The sequence below is a fragment of the Lentzea alba genome (genome assembly GCF_011067745.1).
GTDB classification, from domain to species: Bacteria; Actinomycetota; Actinomycetes; order Mycobacteriales; family Pseudonocardiaceae; genus Lentzea; species Lentzea alba.
Genome location: NZ_JAAMPJ010000016.1, coordinates 116,885 through 132,135, shown reverse-complemented (window position 1 = coordinate 132,135; position 15,251 = coordinate 116,885). Strand labels below are relative to the sequence as shown.

Here is a 15,251-nt window from a genome sequence, read left to right as displayed (position 1 = left end):
CGATGCGTGTTGCGCTGGTCGGCGCTCGGGGGCACGGGGCGCGGCACGTGGAGAACCTGCTCCGGCTCGGCCACGACGGGGTCGCCACCTTCGTCGGCGTCGTCGACGTGGCGGACGTGGGAGACGTGCCGGTGCCGTCCTACCCGGACCTGCCGTCGCTGGCGGCCGAACTCCACCCCGAGGTCGTGCTGATCTCCTCACCGCCGTCGACTCATCGGGATCTCGTGCTCGACGCGTTCGAGCTGGGCTGCGACGTGCTGGTGGAGAAACCGGCGCTGCTGTCGGTGGCCGACTACGAGGAGATCGCCGCGGCGGCGGTGAAACGCGGGCTGGTGTGTCAGGTCGGGTTCCAGTCGCAGGGGACGGGGTCGTATCGCCGGCTCTGCTCGTTGATCGGCTCCGGCGCGTTGGGCGACATCTCCGGTATCGGCGCCGCAGGCCGTTGGGTGCGCACGGACTCCTACTACGAGCGCGCGACGTGGGCTGGCCGGCAGGGCGAGGACGGGACTTTGGTGAACCCGTTCGCGCACGCTCTGCAGAACGCACTGTTGCTCGCCGACGTAGAAGAACGGTCGGACATCACGGTCGAGCTGGAGCTGTTCCGTTGCCGCGACACGATCACCGCCGACGACACGGCCTGTGTGCGAGTGACGGCCGATGGCGTTCCTCCGGTCGTGGTCGCCACCACGCTGTGCGCCTCGACATCGTTGCCACCGGTCGTGCTGGTGCACGGCTCGTTGGGCCAGGCTGTGTGGTGGTACGACGACGACCGGTTGACGGTCAACGATCACAAGATGGCCGTGCCACCACCCGTCGACCTCCTGGAGAACCTGATCAGGCACCGGCAGACCGGCGCACCCCTAGTCGCCCCGCTGGCCGCCGCACGGGCGTTCACGTCCGTTGTGGAGCAATGCGGCAAGGCGGACGTGCCACTGCTGCCCGCCCGCCGCATGGGCGATCGGGTGATCCTGGACGGCATCGACGAGGTGGTCGTGCGCGCCGCCGAGAAGATCGCGACTTTCGACGAGCTGGGCTGCGGTTTCGGGCGGTAGTCTCCCGCCGGATCCGCTGTGTTCGGGGAGTTGTGCGTGGACACCTACATCGACTTGAAGGACGTCCGGCTGACTGGCCACGTGAGCCAGGGCTTGATCGCGCTCGTCGCGGCCGAGTCGGTCTGGGGCACGATCAACGACTGGCGGGGCGGGTCGTCCTCGTGGAGCTTCCTCGCCATCGTGCTGATCGTGCCGGCGGCCGTGGCGTTCCTGCTGTGGTTCCGTGCCGCCACCCACAACGCCGAGGCGATCGCCCTGCACGGCGTGCGGATGATGCCGCAGGTGTGGAAGGCCAGTGACCCCGAGCAGCGGGAGGTGCCGTTCGACCAGCGCGTGGCCAGCCCGTTGATCAGGCCCTGGCAGTACGCGTTCCTCGCCATGGTGATGTGCGACATACTCGAGTCACTGCTCCTCGACACGCCCGCCTACGTCGTGTTTTCGACCCTGTCGACGCTATGTGCGCTGGTAGCGGCCGGTCTGGCGGTCTTCCTGATCTGGCGGATCACGTCCATGCAGCAGCGGTTCGCAGTTCCTCAGCGGAAGCGACGCTAGCGGCTCGGATGCGGTAGAGTGTTCGCTGGTTGCGGTTTTGTGTTCGTGTCATTTCACGCTCGCCGAACTTCAGTTGCGAGCGATTCTCCTTCTTAGCGGTTGGGGCGGTCAGCTCACGACCAACCACTGGAGCGGCCACAAAGTGTGGTCTGCTCTTCAGCATTGAAGGAGCAGTACATGGCAAACGGCACCGTCAAGTGGTTCAACGCCGAAAAGGGCTTCGGCTTCATCGCCCCCGAGGACGGCGGCGCTGACGTCTTCGTCCACTACTCGGCCCTCAACGGCGGCGGCTACCGCAGCCTCGAGGAGAACCAGAAGGTCTCGTTCGACGTCACGCAGGGCCAGAAGGGCCCGCAGGCGACGAACGTCACCGCTCTCTGACGTTGTTTCAAGGCGCAGGGTCCCCGGAGTTCCGGGGGCCCTGCGTTTTTGTTTTCCCGCCTGGCGCAGCGGCTCGACGATCCGCCACACCACCGGGATCGGCAGTGACGGGTTCCAGCAGGCGCTGAGGAGCACCAGCAGGTTGTGGTCGCCGAGAGCCAGCTCACCGAGCACCTCGGTCGGAGCGGTCCGGTTCGACGCCAGGCCGATCCAGCGGATCTGCTCCGGATCCCTCGTCGTGATGCCGCGGAACACCAGCTCCTTCATCTTCGGAGCCTGGCGACGAAAGTGTTGTGATCATTGGCTTCTGGCCTAGCCTGACCCGATGCCGTTGCTCGGACCAGCTGATCCGCTGCCGCACGTGCCCCGGCGCATCCTCGTCGCCGGCAACACGGGATCCGGCAAGTCGACGCTCTGCCTGCGCATCGCCGGGCAGCACGGCCCGCGGCGGGTCGAGCTCGACAGCCTCTACTGGGGTCCGCGGTGGACGCCCCGGCCGGAGTTCCTGAGCGAGGTCGAGGCCTTCGCGGATGACGACAGCTGGGTGACCGAGTTCCAGTACCACGAGGCGCGGCCGGTACTGCTGGCGCGCGCGGACACGGTGGTGTGGCTCGATCACCCGTTCGCGACGGTGATGGGACGGCTGGTCAGTCGCACGATCAGACGTCGCGCGGGCAGGGTGGAGTTGTGGAACGGTAACCAGGAATCGCCGCTGTGGTCGGTGTTCACGGACTCCGAGCACATTCTGCGATGGGGCTGGAAGACCTACCGGCGCAACCGGGCCAGGGTGCTCGCCCTGGTCGACCAGGTCGTGGTCGTGCGGTTGCGCGGGCAGGGGCAGGTGGAACGGTGGCTGGCAGGGCCGCTGGCCTCGGTCGGGGAGGAGCGTGCTCGGTGAGAACCGCACTGGTGCTCGGCGGGACCGGGATGTTGGCGGGGTGCGCGCAGGTGCTGACGGCGCGCGGGTGGCGGGTGGTGCTGCCGTCGCGGACCCAGCCGTTGATGGCCGACGACGGGCCCGGACGGGCGGCGCGGGCGTCGATCTCGCGGGGACACCGGCCTACGTGGGTGCGAGCGGACTGGGCGAAGCCCGCTGAGCTGGCGTCCGAGGTCGAGTACGAACTGCAGGGCAAGCCGGTGAACCTGTTGGTCGCGTGGGTGCACACCACCTACCGCGCGAACGTTCTACAAGCCGTGCACCACCTTCTGGCAGAAGGCGCGCCGGTGGTGGAGGTGCACACGTGCGCGCCGGTGCCGGATCCGGTGCTGCCGAACCCGACGCAGCAGGTGTTGCTCGGTCACTTCTCTCACGACGCCGCACAGCGCACGAGCCGTGCCGTGCTGGAGGCGGTCGAACGGGCGTTGGAAGGGCGGGCGCCCTCGCTGCACTACGAGGACGCCCGCTGACCGCTACTTGACGACCTTCGTGCGGCCGATCTCGGCCTGCACCTTGATGCCTGCCGCCACGTCCACGAGCTGACGGATGACCACGTCCTCGTTGCGGATGTCCGCGATCTTCTGCTTGGTCTTCGTGGTGAACTCGAACTCCTCGACCGCCGGCGGCGTGATCTCGGCGACCTTCTGGAAGTCCTTGCTGAAGTCCACGACCACCGTGGTGTTGTCGAGGACCTGCAGCTGGTAGTCGTCCGGACTGCTGGAGGCGAAGCCCTTCTGGAACTTGCCGACGACCTTGATGCCGTCGGCTGTCTCCTCGAAGTCGAGGGTGCCGTCGACGGGGGAGAACAGCGCTTCCTGGAAGTCGGCGGTGGCCGTGGCGGGTTCCGCGGCGAGCGCCGGGGAGGTCGTGAGCGCGACGGTCGTGAGCAGGGCGGCGGCGAGGCTCAGCAGTTTCGGCATGCCTTCGTTCGTACCGGCGGCCTTTTCGCCCCGCACGACCAAAGGTATCGCTCGATCGGGCGTTGAGGATGTACGCTCCGCGCCGACGTCGGGGGACGTGCGCTTTTCCTGGGGGAATCACTTGAGCTCAGAGGTTGTCAGACCCGTGCGCGGAATCGGCACGGCGGCGACGGGGATGATCGCGTTCTCGGCGGGGACCCAGGTCGTCACGGCCGCCCTGCTGTGGACCTCCGTCGACCCGGCGTCGGACTTGGCCGCAAACTTCATCGCACTGTTCGTGCAGCTCGTGGGAGGTGTGCTGTTCGTCGCCTGGATGCGTCAGGCGCGGCTCAACTCCGACACCATCACGTCCAGGCACCAGCACCGCTGGACGAACATGTGGGTGGTCCTGGGTTGGTTCATCCCGTTCGGGAACCTGTTCATCCCGTACGCGGTGATGCAGGACATCTGGCGTGGGTCTGACCGCACGCAACCGATGGTCGGGCTGCAGAAGCGGCCCCAGAGCGGTCTCGTCACGGCCTGGTGGATCACCTACATCGGTTCGAACGCGCTCGGTGTGGTGTCCGGCCGGGCCGCGCTGGACGACTACGCGTTGCTGTCGACGATCTCCGCCGCGGGCCTGGTCGTCGCGGCCGTGCTGGCCGCGCAGATGATCAAGCGCGTCAACGCGATGCAGGAAGCCGTCCAGGTGGAGGCGTGATGGGTGCGTACATCGATCTGAAAGACGTCCGGATCACCGGCCACGTGACCCAGGTGATGATCGTGGGGGTGGCCGTCACGTCCGTGGTGGCCACCGCGCTCCACCCGGACGCCCGCGACGCGCTGCTGGACCTGTTGGTGCTGCTGCTGACGGGCTTCGCCGGCCTGGTGTTCGGGTTCTGGGTCCGCAACGCGTCGCACAACGCCGGAGCCATCGCGTTGCGCGAGGTGAAGCGGATGGCGGACATCTGGCGGGCGTCCGATCTCGCTCAGCGGGACGTGCCGTTCGAGCAGCGCGTGCCCAGCCGCTGGATCAAGCCGTGGCAGTGGACCTTCCTCGCCATGATGGCGTCCGAGGCGGTCGAGGTCTTCGCCGGCAGCGGATCCGGCTACCGCGCGGTCGCGATCACGTCCGCCGTGCTGGCCGTCGTGGCGGCCGCACTCGCGGTGGTGGTGATCGCGCAGGTCAGCGCCCTGCAGCGGCCCGAACGGCTGACTGAGCTCTAACGGCCCGGCCCGAGCCCGCGCACCAGGTGCATGACGGAGTCCCGCACCTCCGCCCGTGACCGGTCCGGCTGGAACACCTGCCAGTCCAGCGCGATCACGAGCAGCGTTCCGAACAACGCCGCCGACGCGGTGCCGACCTCGACCCCCTCGGGCAGGCGGCCCGCGTCGGACAGGCGCTTCATGTGACCGCGCACGATCGACACGATGTCGTCGCGCAGCAGCGAGAGAGTGCCGTGCCACTGCCCCGGCGTGCGCCACAGCTCGGAGACCAGGAGCTGGCCGAACGCCGGGTACTCGGCCCAGAAGCCGAGCATCTCGTCGACCAGCGCCTCCAGCGAGTCCTCGGAGCCCTCCGCGGACCGCAGCCGGCCCGCGAGGATCTCCACGCCGTGCCGCAGCAGTGCCTCGACCAGGGCGTCCTTCGAGGCGAAGTTGTAGTAGATGGTGCCCTTGGCGACGCCCGCCTCCGCGGCGATCTCGTCGACCGTGACCGAGGCCGCGCCCCGTTCGCCGACCAGCTTCAACGCCGCGTCGAAGAGCTTCTGCTTGGTCGCGGTGGTTCTCGCGCTCACAGGACCAGCTCCGGCTTCAGCTTCGACGCTGTCCACACCCGCTGCTTGTAGGCCGCCACGGACGTCAAGGCTAGGGCTCCGACCAGCCAGGCGAGAAGGATCAATGCGTCCTGTCCCACGCTGCCCAGGTCGCCGCCGTACATCAGATGGCGCAGGCCGTCGACCGCGTAGCCCATCGGCAGGCCGTAGTGCAGCGGGTACAGCGGCACCGGGATCGTCTGCCACGGGAACGTGCCACCCGCGCTGACCAGCTGCAGGATCAGCAGGATCAGGCCGAGGAACTTGCCGACGGCACCGAACGCGGCGTTCAGCGCGTGCAGGATCGCCACGAACGTCAGCGACATGAGCACGAGGAACCCGAACGTGCCGACGGGGTTCGACGGCTCGATGTCCACCACGAACCGCACGACCGTGAACATCACCAGCACCTGCACGATGCCGAGCAACGCGCCAGGCAACCAGCCGCCCAACGCCACTCGCAGCGCGGACTGACCGGCCGCCAGCGCACGGCGTGAGAGCGGGCGCAGCAGCAGGAACAACACGAACGCGCCGATCCACGTCGCCAGGCCCAGGAAGAACGGAGCCAGGCCCGCGCCGTACGTGGCGGCCTTCGTCTGGGACAGGCCGCGCACCGCCACCGGGTCACCGATGGCCTGGGCGATCGCCGCACGAGTCGGGTCGTCCGCGTTCGGGATCTTGTCCACGCCTCCGGTGAGGCCGTCGCGCAGCTGGGCGGAGCCGTCGGCGAGCTGGTTCGAGCCGTCCTTCAGCTTGGTGGTGCCGTCCACGGCCTTCTGCTCGCCGTCTCGCAGCTGTGCGGTGCCGTCCGCCAGTTTCGTGGCACCGTCGTCGAGCTTGCCGACCCCGTCGACCAGACCGGGCATCTTCGACGCGAGCAGTTCGGCGCCGTCGGCCACCTGGTCCGCGCCGTTCGCGAGCTTGCGGAGATCGCCGGCGGCACCCTGGACCTTGCCGTTGGCGTCGTCGACGGGCTTGCGGACCTGACCGATGGTGGACAGCACGTGCTGCACCTGTTCCTCGGTGAAACCCAAGGTGCGCAACCGGTTCGCGATGTCACCGTTGGCCTGGTCGAGTACTCCGACGAGCGCCTGGGCCTTCTGCGCGTACGCCTCGGCCTGTGCGGCGGCGGTCGCGTTGCCGTCCGAGACCTGGCGTGCGCCGCTCGCGAGCTGCCGGGTGCTGTCGGGCAGGACCGAGGTCTGCGAACGCAGCTGGTGCGTGCCGTCGCGCAGCTGTGCGGCGCCGTTCGCGGCCTGCGTCGCGCCGTCGAGCAGCTGGCGTTGGCCGCTGTCGAGCTCGTTCACGCCGTTGCGCAGTTGTGAGGCGCCGTCCGCGAGCTTCGTCGCGCCGTCCGCCGCCTTGGTGGTCTCCTGGCGGATCGTGGAGAAGCCGAGCAGCAGCTTGTCGGCGGCCTCGGTGGAGACCTTCGCCGTGACGGCGCGGCGCACCTCGGAGACGACCTGGTTCGCGATCGTGCTGCCCAGGTAGTTGTTGGCGTCGTTGGTCGTCAGCGTCAGCACGCCTTGGCGCGGCTTGTTCTGCTCGGCCGACGTGAGTGCTTCGGAGAAGTCCTCCGGGAGCGTGAGGGCGAAGATGTACTTGCCCTTGCGCACGCCCTCGTCGGCGTCGGCAGGGGTGTCGACGACCTGCCACTTGAACTTGTTGCCCTTGAGCAGCTCGTCCCCGACGTCTTTGCCGGCGTTGAGGTCCTTGGTGCCCTTGTCCTTCACCACCAGTGCGGCGGGGACCTGGTTGAGGTTCGCGTACGGATCCTTGTTGGCGTACAGGTAGAGCGACGCGTACAGCAGCGGCACGAGCGCCAGGGCCAGGACGGCGAGCTTGGGGAGCTTGCCGGAGGTGATCCGGCGAAGTTCGTTGAAGGCCATGCGAAGGGCGCTCATGCGTTGATCTCCATCTTGGTGTCGTTGTCCTCACCAAGGCGCGCGTGCGGGATGTCGAGGATGTGAGCGGAGGAGTTCGAGCACAGGGCGACCACGGACCGTTCAGGGTTCACGTAGTCCTGAGCCAAGGCGAACCACTCGCGCGGGTTGGGGTGATACCGGTCCGGGCAGTCGAGGACGAGCGTCGTGACGCCGGGACGTGCGGAGGCCAGTTCGAGCATCACCGCGCACCGCGTGTGCGCCGGCACGTGCTCGAAACGCTTGGTCGCGTGCTCGTCGGCGGCGTGCTCGACCAACCAGTCGTGCACCGCCTTCTTGCCCGACGGCATGCCGTTCATCGCGAGCTCCTCACCGACGACGGCGGCCAGGGTCAGCGCTTCCTCCGGCTCGTTCACTTCAGGGGCGTCGACCAGCACGACCTGCTTGCGCAGCAGCTTCGCGTCCGGCGACACCGTGCCCGTGGAGGGCTTCATGCGGCCGGAGAGCAGCAGGCCGAACGCGGTGTGACCGGTGCCCGGCTCGCCCGCGACCAGCGTGAGCTCGCCCGGCTTCACGGTCAGCGAAGTCGGCCGGAGCAGGGGACCATGTCCCCCGTTGACACCTGCGCGACTTGCGTGGATCTCCACGTCTTTACCTTCCGTTTAAACTGACCGGTCAGTACAAATTCTCGCGCAGTCCTGGTCGCGTGGCAACTCGGACATTGGTCACCTAAGGGCGGAGGCGGGGCGTACTTCCCACACGGTCCACAGCGGCCGGTAGCCCTGACGCGGCCAGAACACCGAGCTCAGCGGGTTCGGCGGGTTGTAGTAGAGGTACGTGCCGACCGCGCCCATCCGGTGAAGTTCCTGGTGGGCGTAGGCGACGAGCTGCTGGCCGATGCCGGCGCCGCGGGCCCCCGGCAGCACGGAGACGCAGTTCACATAGCCCCAGCGGCCGCGCGGCAGCCTCGTGGCCGCGCTCGTGCCCGGTTCGGACGACACGATCGCGCACTCGGCGAGCGCCACCGCGATGCCGTCGCGTTCGGCGAGCCAGATGGGGCTCGCGGCGTTCAGCCGTTCGGCGAGCGCGCGCCGTTTGAGGGCCGTTGCCTCCGGGCGGACGATCGTCGAGCCGACGAACGACGAGTACTCCAGTTCCGCGAGCGACAGCTCCAGCACGGATTCGAGGTCGTGCGGGGTGGCCCGGCGGATCGTGAGCGTGCGGGGGAGGTGCTGCTGCGGAGTGCGCAGCCGGACGCCGAGCACGGACAGCGGCACCAGACCGTGGTCGAGGAACGCCCGTGCGGCCTTCGTGTCACGGCTCGGCCAGTGCACGACGCACGCCGTGTCCTCGCCTATCTCCTGCGTGTCGAGGTGCCGGCGCCACCGCGTGAGGAGCGCGTCCATGCCTTGTGTCTCGCCGACCAGCGGTAGCAGCTCCCACACCTCCGCCGCCGACCACAGCCGTGTGGTCGAGTGCCGGTCGAAGGTCTGGTGGCTGATGAGCCCGGCGACGCGCGCGCCGTCCGCGAGTGCCGCCGTGATGACGTGGCCGTCCATCGGCGGTTCCGCTGCCGGCGGGAGCAACGGGTCCAGTGCCGCGAAACGAGCTGACTGGGCCGCCACTAGTCCGCGTGCCGAGGTCATGAACGAGGAGGTTACGACGTCAGACGGGTCCGGAAGATCGCGGTGCCGGGGAAGAGCTTGCCCCGCAGCGGGCTCCACTGGCCCCAGTTGCGGGTGTGGCCCTTCGGCCACTCGGGCTCGACGAGGTCTTCCAGCACGAACCCGGTGTTCGTGAGCGCGCGGACGTAGTCGCCGAGCGTGCGGTGGTGCTCGACGTAGGTCGCGTGGCCCTCGCCGTCGACCTCTACATAGGGGGTGCGGTCGAAGTACGACTGCGTGACGGTGAGGCCGAGCGGGCCGGGGTCGTCCGGGAAGATCCAGCGCATCGGGTGGTTGACCGCGAAGACCCAGCTGCCGCCCGGCCTGAGCACGCGGGCGACCTCGCTGAAGACTTCCTGCACGTTCGCGACGAACGGCACGGCGCCGAACGCCGAGCAGGCGGCGTCGAAGGAGTCGCTCGTGAAGGGCAGTTGGTCGGCGCTGGCCTGGACGAGAGGCACGTCGATGCCGGTCTTGGCGTTGTTCTCACGCGCGTGGCGGAGCATGCCCTCGGAGATGTCGAGCGCGACGACGTTCGCCTTGTTCGCCTTGAGCCAGCGGGCGCACGGAGCACTGCCGGCGCCGACCTCGAGGATGCTCTGACCAGCGATTTCGCCGAGGAAACGAACCTCTTCCTCGCGCACTCCCTCAGGGCACCAGACGAAGTCCGCCGCGCCGAGGAATTCGCCGTGCGTGTCGTGGTAGTCGTCCGCGTCCGCGTCCCACCAGATGCGGTTCGCCGAGCGTGACTCGGCGGCGTCCGCCCCGCGCTTCACGATGCCGGCCGTGCCGAGCGCTTGTTCGGCACTCGCGTGCTGGTTGGACACACTGCTCCTTCACATGGGGGCTGGTTTGCTTGCGCGTCTCGCGGCCGCGTACGATATCGCGTGCGTAGTGGGTTAGTGCTGCCCATGATCCAGAACCGCCGGATTCCAGGTCGCTGCGACGCTGCGCGCGCACCACTACCAGACCATCAATGCCAATCCGTACCGGAGCCACCTACCTAATGTCCACCGACACCACCACCGCCCCCGTTGCCGCTGCGCCCAAGCAGGTCGCGATCAACGACATCGGGACGGAGGAGGACTTCCTCGCAGCTATCGACAAGACGATCAAGTACTTCAACGACGGCGACATCGTTGAGGGCACCATCGTCAAGGTCGACCGGGACGAGGTCCTGCTCGACATCGGCTACAAGACCGAGGGCGTCATCCCCTCGCGCGAACTGTCGATCAAGCACGACGTCGACCCCAACGAGGTTGTCAAGGTTGGTGACGAGGTCGAGGCGCTTGTTCTCCAGAAGGAGGACAAGGAAGGCCGTCTGATCCTCTCCAAGAAGCGCGCCCAGTACGAGCGCGCCTGGGGCACCATCGAGGCCCTCAAGGAGAAGGACGAGCCCGTCAAGGGCACGGTCATCGAGGTCGTCAAGGGTGGTCTCATCCTCGACATCGGCCTCCGCGGCTTCCTCCCCGCCTCGCTCGTCGAGATGCGTCGCGTCCGCGACCTCCAGCCGTACGTCGGCCGTGAGCTCGAGGCGAAGATCATCGAGCTGGACAAGAACCGCAACAACGTGGTCCTGTCCCGCCGCGCGTGGCTCGAGCAGACCCAGTCCGAGGTCCGCAGCGAGTTCCTCAACCAGCTGCAGAAGGGCCAGGTCCGCAAGGGCGTCGTGTCCTCGATCGTCAACTTCGGTGCCTTCGTGGACCTGGGTGGCGTCGACGGTCTCGTCCACGTCTCGGAGCTGTCCTGGAAGCACATCGACCACCCGTCCGAGGTTGTCGAGGTCGGCCAGGAAGTCACCGTCGAGGTCCTCGACGTCGACATGGAGCGCGAGCGCGTGTCCCTGTCGCTGAAGGCGACCCAGGAAGACCCGTGGCGCCAGTTCGCCCGCACCCACGCGATCTCCCAGATCGTGCCGGGCAAGGTCACGAAGCTGGTTCCGTTCGGTGCGTTCGTCCGCGTGGACGAGGGCATCGAGGGCCTGGTCCACATCTCCGAGCTGGCCGAGCGCCACGTCGAGATCCCGGAGCAGGTCGTCCAGGTCGGCGACGACGTCATGGTCAAGGTCATCGACATCGACCTCGACCGCCGTCGCATCTCGCTGTCGCTCAAGCAGGCCAACGAGGGCTTCACGGTCGACACCGAGTTCGACCCGACCCAGTACGGCATGGCCGCCGAGTACGACGACCAGGGCAACTACATCTACCCTGAGGGCTTCGACCCGGAGACCCAGGAGTGGCAGGACGGCTTCGACAAGCAGCGTGAGGAGTGGGAGCGCCAGTACGCCGAGGCGCACACTCGTTACGAGGCCCACATGAAGCAGATCCGCAAGGCCGCCGAGGCCGAGGAAGAGGCCACGGCCGAGGGTGCGGGCAACTACACCTCCGGTGGCGACGCTCCTTCCACGTCGGTCGGCGCGCCGGCCCAGTCCGGTGGCACGCTGGCCTCCGACGAGCAGCTCGCGGCGCTCCGCGAGAAGCTGTCGGGCGGCATGTGAGTCGCTGTCGGCTCCTTCGGGTAGCTGACTGAACGCAAGGCCCCCGCACTTCGGTGCGGGGGCCTTCGTCGTTCTGGTCTTCTGGCGTCTGCAAGTACCACCAACCCAAGATCAACTAGCACTTTTCTACTACCAACTGTCTGGGTTATCCACAGGTTGACGAGTGCCGTCACATCGCTCGGTCGCGCTGGGTCATTGTGTGGCACATGGACGAGTGGATCGACGATGTAATCGAGCACGACGGATTGATCCTGCGCGAGCGAGCGCTGCGCGCCGGCGTGGATCCAGACCAGATCATGAAGGCGCTGCGCACGGGACGAATTCGCCGTGTGCAACGTTGCGTGTATGTGCGACGAGCGCCGGAGATAGCTCCGTTGGCCTTGGCAAGAGCTGCCGTGCTGAGTTCCGGCGTGACAGATGCTGTCGCCAGTCACCAGACGGCTGCGCGGGTCCATGGTCTGGCAACACCTGACGGGAGATGGCCTGAGCACGTCACCGTCGCTCGCAACGAGCGACGTATTCGGAGACGCGAGCTGATCTGTCATGGCAGGACTCTTGCGCTCGGTGACGTCGAATTTCGTGATGGAGTGCCTGTCACCACCGCGGTGCGATCGTTGCTCGACATGTCTGCTGACGTGGCCAGACTCAATGCCGTGTGGGCCATCGACGATGCCGTCCGCCGCGGGATCGTCTCCCTCCGTGAGATCGCGAAGTCTTTGTCTGCTCGCGCTGGAGGGCGAGGCGACGGTGTGGTCAAGCTGCGGGTAGCTGAGGCTGACGGGTGTGCCGAATCCATCCTGGAAACCGCCGGCAGGCTTGCCCTGAAGGATGGGGGCGTTGTGTTGCCGGTCGCTCAATACGAGGTGTTCGACGGTGACGAGTTCGTAGCTCGCCTTGATGCCGCCTATCCGGAGTGTCGACTCGGTCTGGAGTTCGATGGCGTTGCCGTGCACAACGCGCCGCGCGCGTTGTACCGCGATCGGCAGAGGCAGAACCGCCTGCTGCAACTCGGTTGGACGCTGCTCAGATTCACGTGGTGGGACGTGATGCACGATCCGGACGGGTTCGTGGCTGCGGTGCGGCGAGGCTTGAGCGCCAGAGGAGTTGGGGGTAGTTAGCGGCGATTTGATCATGAGTTGGTGGTACTTGCAGACGCCTCGACCGGACGCTGGGCCACGACATGGTGCGCCACCCGTTCACTCTGTGGTGGAGGGCTGAGTCCGTTGTGTAGGTTGACAAACCTATGCGTGGGAACATGTTCGTCGTGGCACTGGGCGCGGTTGCGCTGACGGTCTGCGCCGCCTGCTCGCCCTCGGTGCCGCAAACCCAGGCGCCGCCGCCGCAGATTCCGAAGATCACGCCGCCTACCACGCCGTCGCGGATTCCGGTGATGGTGGATCGGCCCGCGTTGCCGGACGACTGCGAGCTCGTGGTGCCGGTCGAGGTGATGAACGCGACGCTGGGGCAGGAGTTGCCGGGGGAGCCGCGGATCATCATCGGGATCAAGGAGCCCGGGATCGGGCGGACCGGCAAGATCGATTGTTACTACGGGATTCCCGAGAAGAAGAACCTGCCGGACGCGAAGATCGTCATCGGGTTGTCCACGTACACGGACGAGTTGACGGCTCGTACGCGGGTCACCGAGAGCGTCGACGCTGAGCGGGCCGACGGGGCGAAGGTCACCGAGGTCGATGTCGGGAAGCAGAAGGGGACGTTGATCGAGGGCAAGGACGAGCAGTTGCTCATCGGGTCTCTCGGGAAGTCGACGTTCGTGGTGCGCAACCGCAACAACTTCATCCCCCAGGCCAAGCTCCTGGCCATTTTGCCGGTGCTCGCCCAGCAGTCGATGACGCCGCCGGTCTAACCTGTGCGGCATGCTCAGGGTGGGGTTGACCGGGGGAATCGGGTCCGGCAAGTCGACGGTGGCGAAGCTGCTCGCGGAGAACGGCGCGGTCGTCATCGATGCGGACAAGCTTGCGCGTGAGGTGCTGGAGCCCGGCAGCGACGGGCTCAAAGAGGTCGTGAAGGCGTTCGGTGCGGACGTGTTGAACGGCGACGGCACGTTGAACCGGGCCGCGTTGGCGGCCAAGGCGTTTGCGAGTGAAGAGGCTCGGCAGACGCTCAACGGGATCACGCATCCGCGCATCGGGGCGTTGACCGGGCAGCGGATGGCCGAGGCGGCCGAGGACGCCATTGTCGTCCACGACATCCCGTTGCTGGTGGAGCGGGACATGGCGGCGGCGTACCACCTGGTGATCGTCGTCTACGCGGACTCGGCCACGCGGTTGGAGCGGCTGGTCACCAGTCGGGGCATGGATCGGCAGGACGCCGAGAACCGGATTGCCGCGCAGGCCACCGATGAGCAGCGCCGGGCCGTTGCGGACGTGTGGCTGGACAACTCCGGTGAGGTTCCGGACGTCACGGGGTTGTGGGACCGGCTCGTGGGGTTCGAGAAGAACGTGCGGACGCAGTCTTACGCGTCCGGTTCGCCGATCGTGGTGCCGTACGACGAACGGTGGCCCGCGCAGGCGCGGCGGATCGCGCGGCGGATCAGTGTGGCGGTCGGGGGGCGGCACGTGGAGCACATCGGGTCCACGTCGGTGCCTGGGCTCGCGGCCAAGGACGTGCTCGACTTCCAGCTCGCGGTCGAGGACATGGAGAGTGCGGACGGGTTGCGGGAAACGTTGGCACAGGCCGGGTTTCCGTATGTCGGGCCGTACGAGGACACGCCGCGTGGTGAGGGCGAGTGGAGCAAGCGGCTGCACGCCGGGGCGGATCCGGGGCGGCGGGTGAACCTGCACGTGCGGATCGAGGGCGCGGCCAACTGGCGGTGGGCGGTCGATTTCCGCGACTGGCTGCGGCACGACGCGCAGGCGCGGGAGGAGTACGCGGAGCTCAAGCTGGCGCTGTCGGGGCGGTTTGCGGCCGACGCCAACGGTTTTGCCTACGGTGAGGCGAAGGAACCGTTCATGGAGTCGGCCGTCGCGCGGGTCGCGGCTTACAGGGGCGGCCAGGCGTCGTAGATGCCGTGCCACGTCAGCCACGAGGTCAGGTTGTGGTTGACGTTGCTGAGCTCTTCGAGGGTGCGGTGGACCGTGCGCAGAGCCTGGTCGGCGTCGCCCGGTCGCAGCACGCGGCCCGCGACGGCGGCGGCGAACTCCTCGCTGCGCACGATGCGGGCCGTGGTGCCGCCGGGAACTGCCAGTCCCAGCAACAGGTCCGTGGTCTGCCAGTGGCGGTGGTCGCGCTCGACGCGCACCGCGGACAGCACGCTCGGGCCGCTGCGGGCGTGCCGGGAACGGGCGCGGTAGGTGGTCAGGCGCACGCCCAGTTCGGGCATCAGCCAGGTGACCTCGGCGTCGGAGAACGGGTCCTCCGGCGTGGGATGTTCGATCCTCAGGCCCCACCGTTCGACATCGCACGAACTGAGAGTTCGCGAGCCGCCGGACGAATAGGTGCGCACTCCGGAAATGGTGTCGACGACATCGACCAGCTGAGGTGTAGTGACCGCTCCCACGACGCCGAGGGTAGTCAAATAAGTGCTCCCAGTTACACGCCGGGTCGATTCG

Annotated in this window: 18 protein-coding genes; 11 read left to right on the top strand and 7 right to left on the bottom strand. The window is 67.7% G+C overall.

Translation table 11 applies throughout. The annotated features are described in order from the left end of the window. The first annotated feature begins 2 nt into the window (after window positions 1-2). The 5 genes from G7043_RS42050 to G7043_RS42030 all read left to right on the top strand — a co-directional run bounded on the left by G7043_RS42050 (window position 3) and on the right by G7043_RS42030 (window position 3,392). Entirely contained in the window at window positions 3-1,052 is a 1,050-nt protein-coding gene (locus G7043_RS42050; RefSeq protein WP_166054319.1) for a Gfo/Idh/MocA family protein, read from the top strand. Between the two features lie 36 nt (window positions 1,053-1,088). Further along, window positions 1,089-1,604 (top strand): hypothetical protein, encoded by a 516-nt coding sequence (locus tag G7043_RS42045; protein WP_166054318.1) that lies wholly within the window; start codon window positions 1,089-1,091, stop codon window positions 1,602-1,604. Between the two features lie 177 nt (window positions 1,605-1,781). Next, window positions 1,782-1,985 (top strand): cold-shock protein, encoded by a 204-nt coding sequence (locus tag G7043_RS42040; protein WP_086665400.1) that lies wholly within the window; start codon window positions 1,782-1,784, stop codon window positions 1,983-1,985. A gap of 325 nt (window positions 1,986-2,310) precedes the next feature. Then, window positions 2,311-2,883 carry an AAA family ATPase gene (locus G7043_RS42035; protein WP_166054317.1) on the top strand — a complete coding sequence of 191 codons (573 nt, stop codon included), beginning with the start codon at window positions 2,311-2,313 and terminating at the stop codon, window positions 2,881-2,883. Next, window positions 2,880-3,392 carry a hypothetical protein gene (locus tag G7043_RS42030; RefSeq protein ID WP_313888350.1) on the top strand — a complete coding sequence of 171 codons (513 nt, stop codon included), beginning with the start codon at window positions 2,880-2,882 and terminating at the stop codon, window positions 3,390-3,392. Before G7043_RS42035 ends, G7043_RS42030 begins: the two co-directional genes overlap by 4 nt. A 3-nt stretch (window positions 3,393-3,395) precedes the next feature. Here the strand turns inward: G7043_RS42030 and G7043_RS42025 are convergent, their stop codons facing one another. Beyond that, complete coding sequence (locus tag G7043_RS42025) at window positions 3,396-3,842, bottom strand: hypothetical protein (protein ID WP_166054316.1); 447 nt, start codon at window positions 3,840-3,842, stop codon at window positions 3,396-3,398. Window positions 3,843-3,987: 145 nt separating this feature from the next. Here G7043_RS42025 and G7043_RS42020 point away from each other — a divergent pair, with 145 nt between their 5' ends. Next, window positions 3,988-4,542, top strand: a complete 555-nt coding sequence (locus G7043_RS42020) for a DUF4328 domain-containing protein (protein WP_166054315.1) — start codon at window positions 3,988-3,990, stop codon at window positions 4,540-4,542. After that, window positions 4,542-5,048 (top strand): hypothetical protein, encoded by a 507-nt coding sequence (locus G7043_RS42015; protein WP_166054314.1) that lies wholly within the window; start codon window positions 4,542-4,544, stop codon window positions 5,046-5,048. The genes G7043_RS42020 and G7043_RS42015 overlap by 1 nt, the downstream gene beginning before the upstream one ends. On the opposite strand, the gene G7043_RS42010 is transcribed toward G7043_RS42015, so the two are convergent. The 5 genes from G7043_RS42010 to G7043_RS41990 form a co-directional block, all read right to left on the bottom strand. Further along, window positions 5,045-5,620 (bottom strand): TetR/AcrR family transcriptional regulator, encoded by a 576-nt coding sequence (locus tag G7043_RS42010; protein ID WP_166054313.1) that lies wholly within the window; start codon window positions 5,618-5,620, stop codon window positions 5,045-5,047. The two genes, G7043_RS42015 and G7043_RS42010, sit on opposite strands and share 4 nt — an antisense overlap. After that, window positions 5,617-7,542 carry a YhgE/Pip domain-containing protein gene (locus G7043_RS42005; protein WP_166054312.1) on the bottom strand — a complete coding sequence of 642 codons (1,926 nt, stop codon included), beginning with the start codon at window positions 7,540-7,542 and terminating at the stop codon, window positions 5,617-5,619. Before G7043_RS42005 ends, G7043_RS42010 begins: the two co-directional genes overlap by 4 nt. Beyond that, complete coding sequence (locus tag G7043_RS42000; RefSeq protein ID WP_166054311.1) at window positions 7,539-8,168, bottom strand: ATP-binding cassette domain-containing protein; 630 nt, start codon at window positions 8,166-8,168, stop codon at window positions 7,539-7,541. Before G7043_RS42000 ends, G7043_RS42005 begins: the two co-directional genes overlap by 4 nt. Before the next feature lie 78 nt (window positions 8,169-8,246). Next, complete coding sequence (locus G7043_RS41995) at window positions 8,247-9,167, bottom strand: GNAT family N-acetyltransferase (RefSeq protein ID WP_166054310.1); 921 nt, start codon at window positions 9,165-9,167, stop codon at window positions 8,247-8,249. Between the two features lie 11 nt (window positions 9,168-9,178). Next, window positions 9,179-10,012 carry a class I SAM-dependent methyltransferase gene (locus tag G7043_RS41990; protein ID WP_166054309.1) on the bottom strand — a complete coding sequence of 278 codons (834 nt, stop codon included), beginning with the start codon at window positions 10,010-10,012 and terminating at the stop codon, window positions 9,179-9,181. A gap of 179 nt (window positions 10,013-10,191) precedes the next feature. Here G7043_RS41990 and rpsA point away from each other — a divergent pair, with 179 nt between their 5' ends. The 4 genes from rpsA to coaE all read left to right on the top strand — a co-directional run bounded on the left by rpsA (window position 10,192) and on the right by coaE (window position 14,705). After that, window positions 10,192-11,682 (top strand): 30S ribosomal protein S1, encoded by a 1,491-nt coding sequence (gene rpsA, locus G7043_RS41985; RefSeq protein ID WP_166054308.1) that lies wholly within the window; start codon window positions 10,192-10,194, stop codon window positions 11,680-11,682. A 206-nt stretch (window positions 11,683-11,888) separates the two neighbouring features. After that, a complete protein-coding gene (locus tag G7043_RS41980) occupies window positions 11,889-12,800 on the top strand; it encodes a hypothetical protein (RefSeq protein WP_166054307.1) in 912 nt (303 codons plus the stop codon). 125 nt (window positions 12,801-12,925) lie between these two features. Continuing rightward, on the top strand, window positions 12,926-13,546 hold the full coding sequence (locus G7043_RS41975) for a hypothetical protein (RefSeq protein WP_166054306.1): 621 nt from the start codon (window positions 12,926-12,928) through the stop codon (window positions 13,544-13,546). Window positions 13,547-13,556: 10 nt separating this feature from the next. Continuing rightward, a complete protein-coding gene (gene coaE / locus G7043_RS41970) occupies window positions 13,557-14,705 on the top strand; it encodes a dephospho-CoA kinase (RefSeq protein ID WP_166054305.1) in 1,149 nt (382 codons plus the stop codon). On the opposite strand, the gene G7043_RS41965 is transcribed toward coaE, so the two are convergent. Further along, window positions 14,681-15,199 (bottom strand): DUF402 domain-containing protein, encoded by a 519-nt coding sequence (locus tag G7043_RS41965; RefSeq protein ID WP_166054304.1) that lies wholly within the window; start codon window positions 15,197-15,199, stop codon window positions 14,681-14,683. The two genes, coaE and G7043_RS41965, sit on opposite strands and share 25 nt — an antisense overlap. Window positions 15,200-15,251 lie beyond the last annotated feature (52 nt).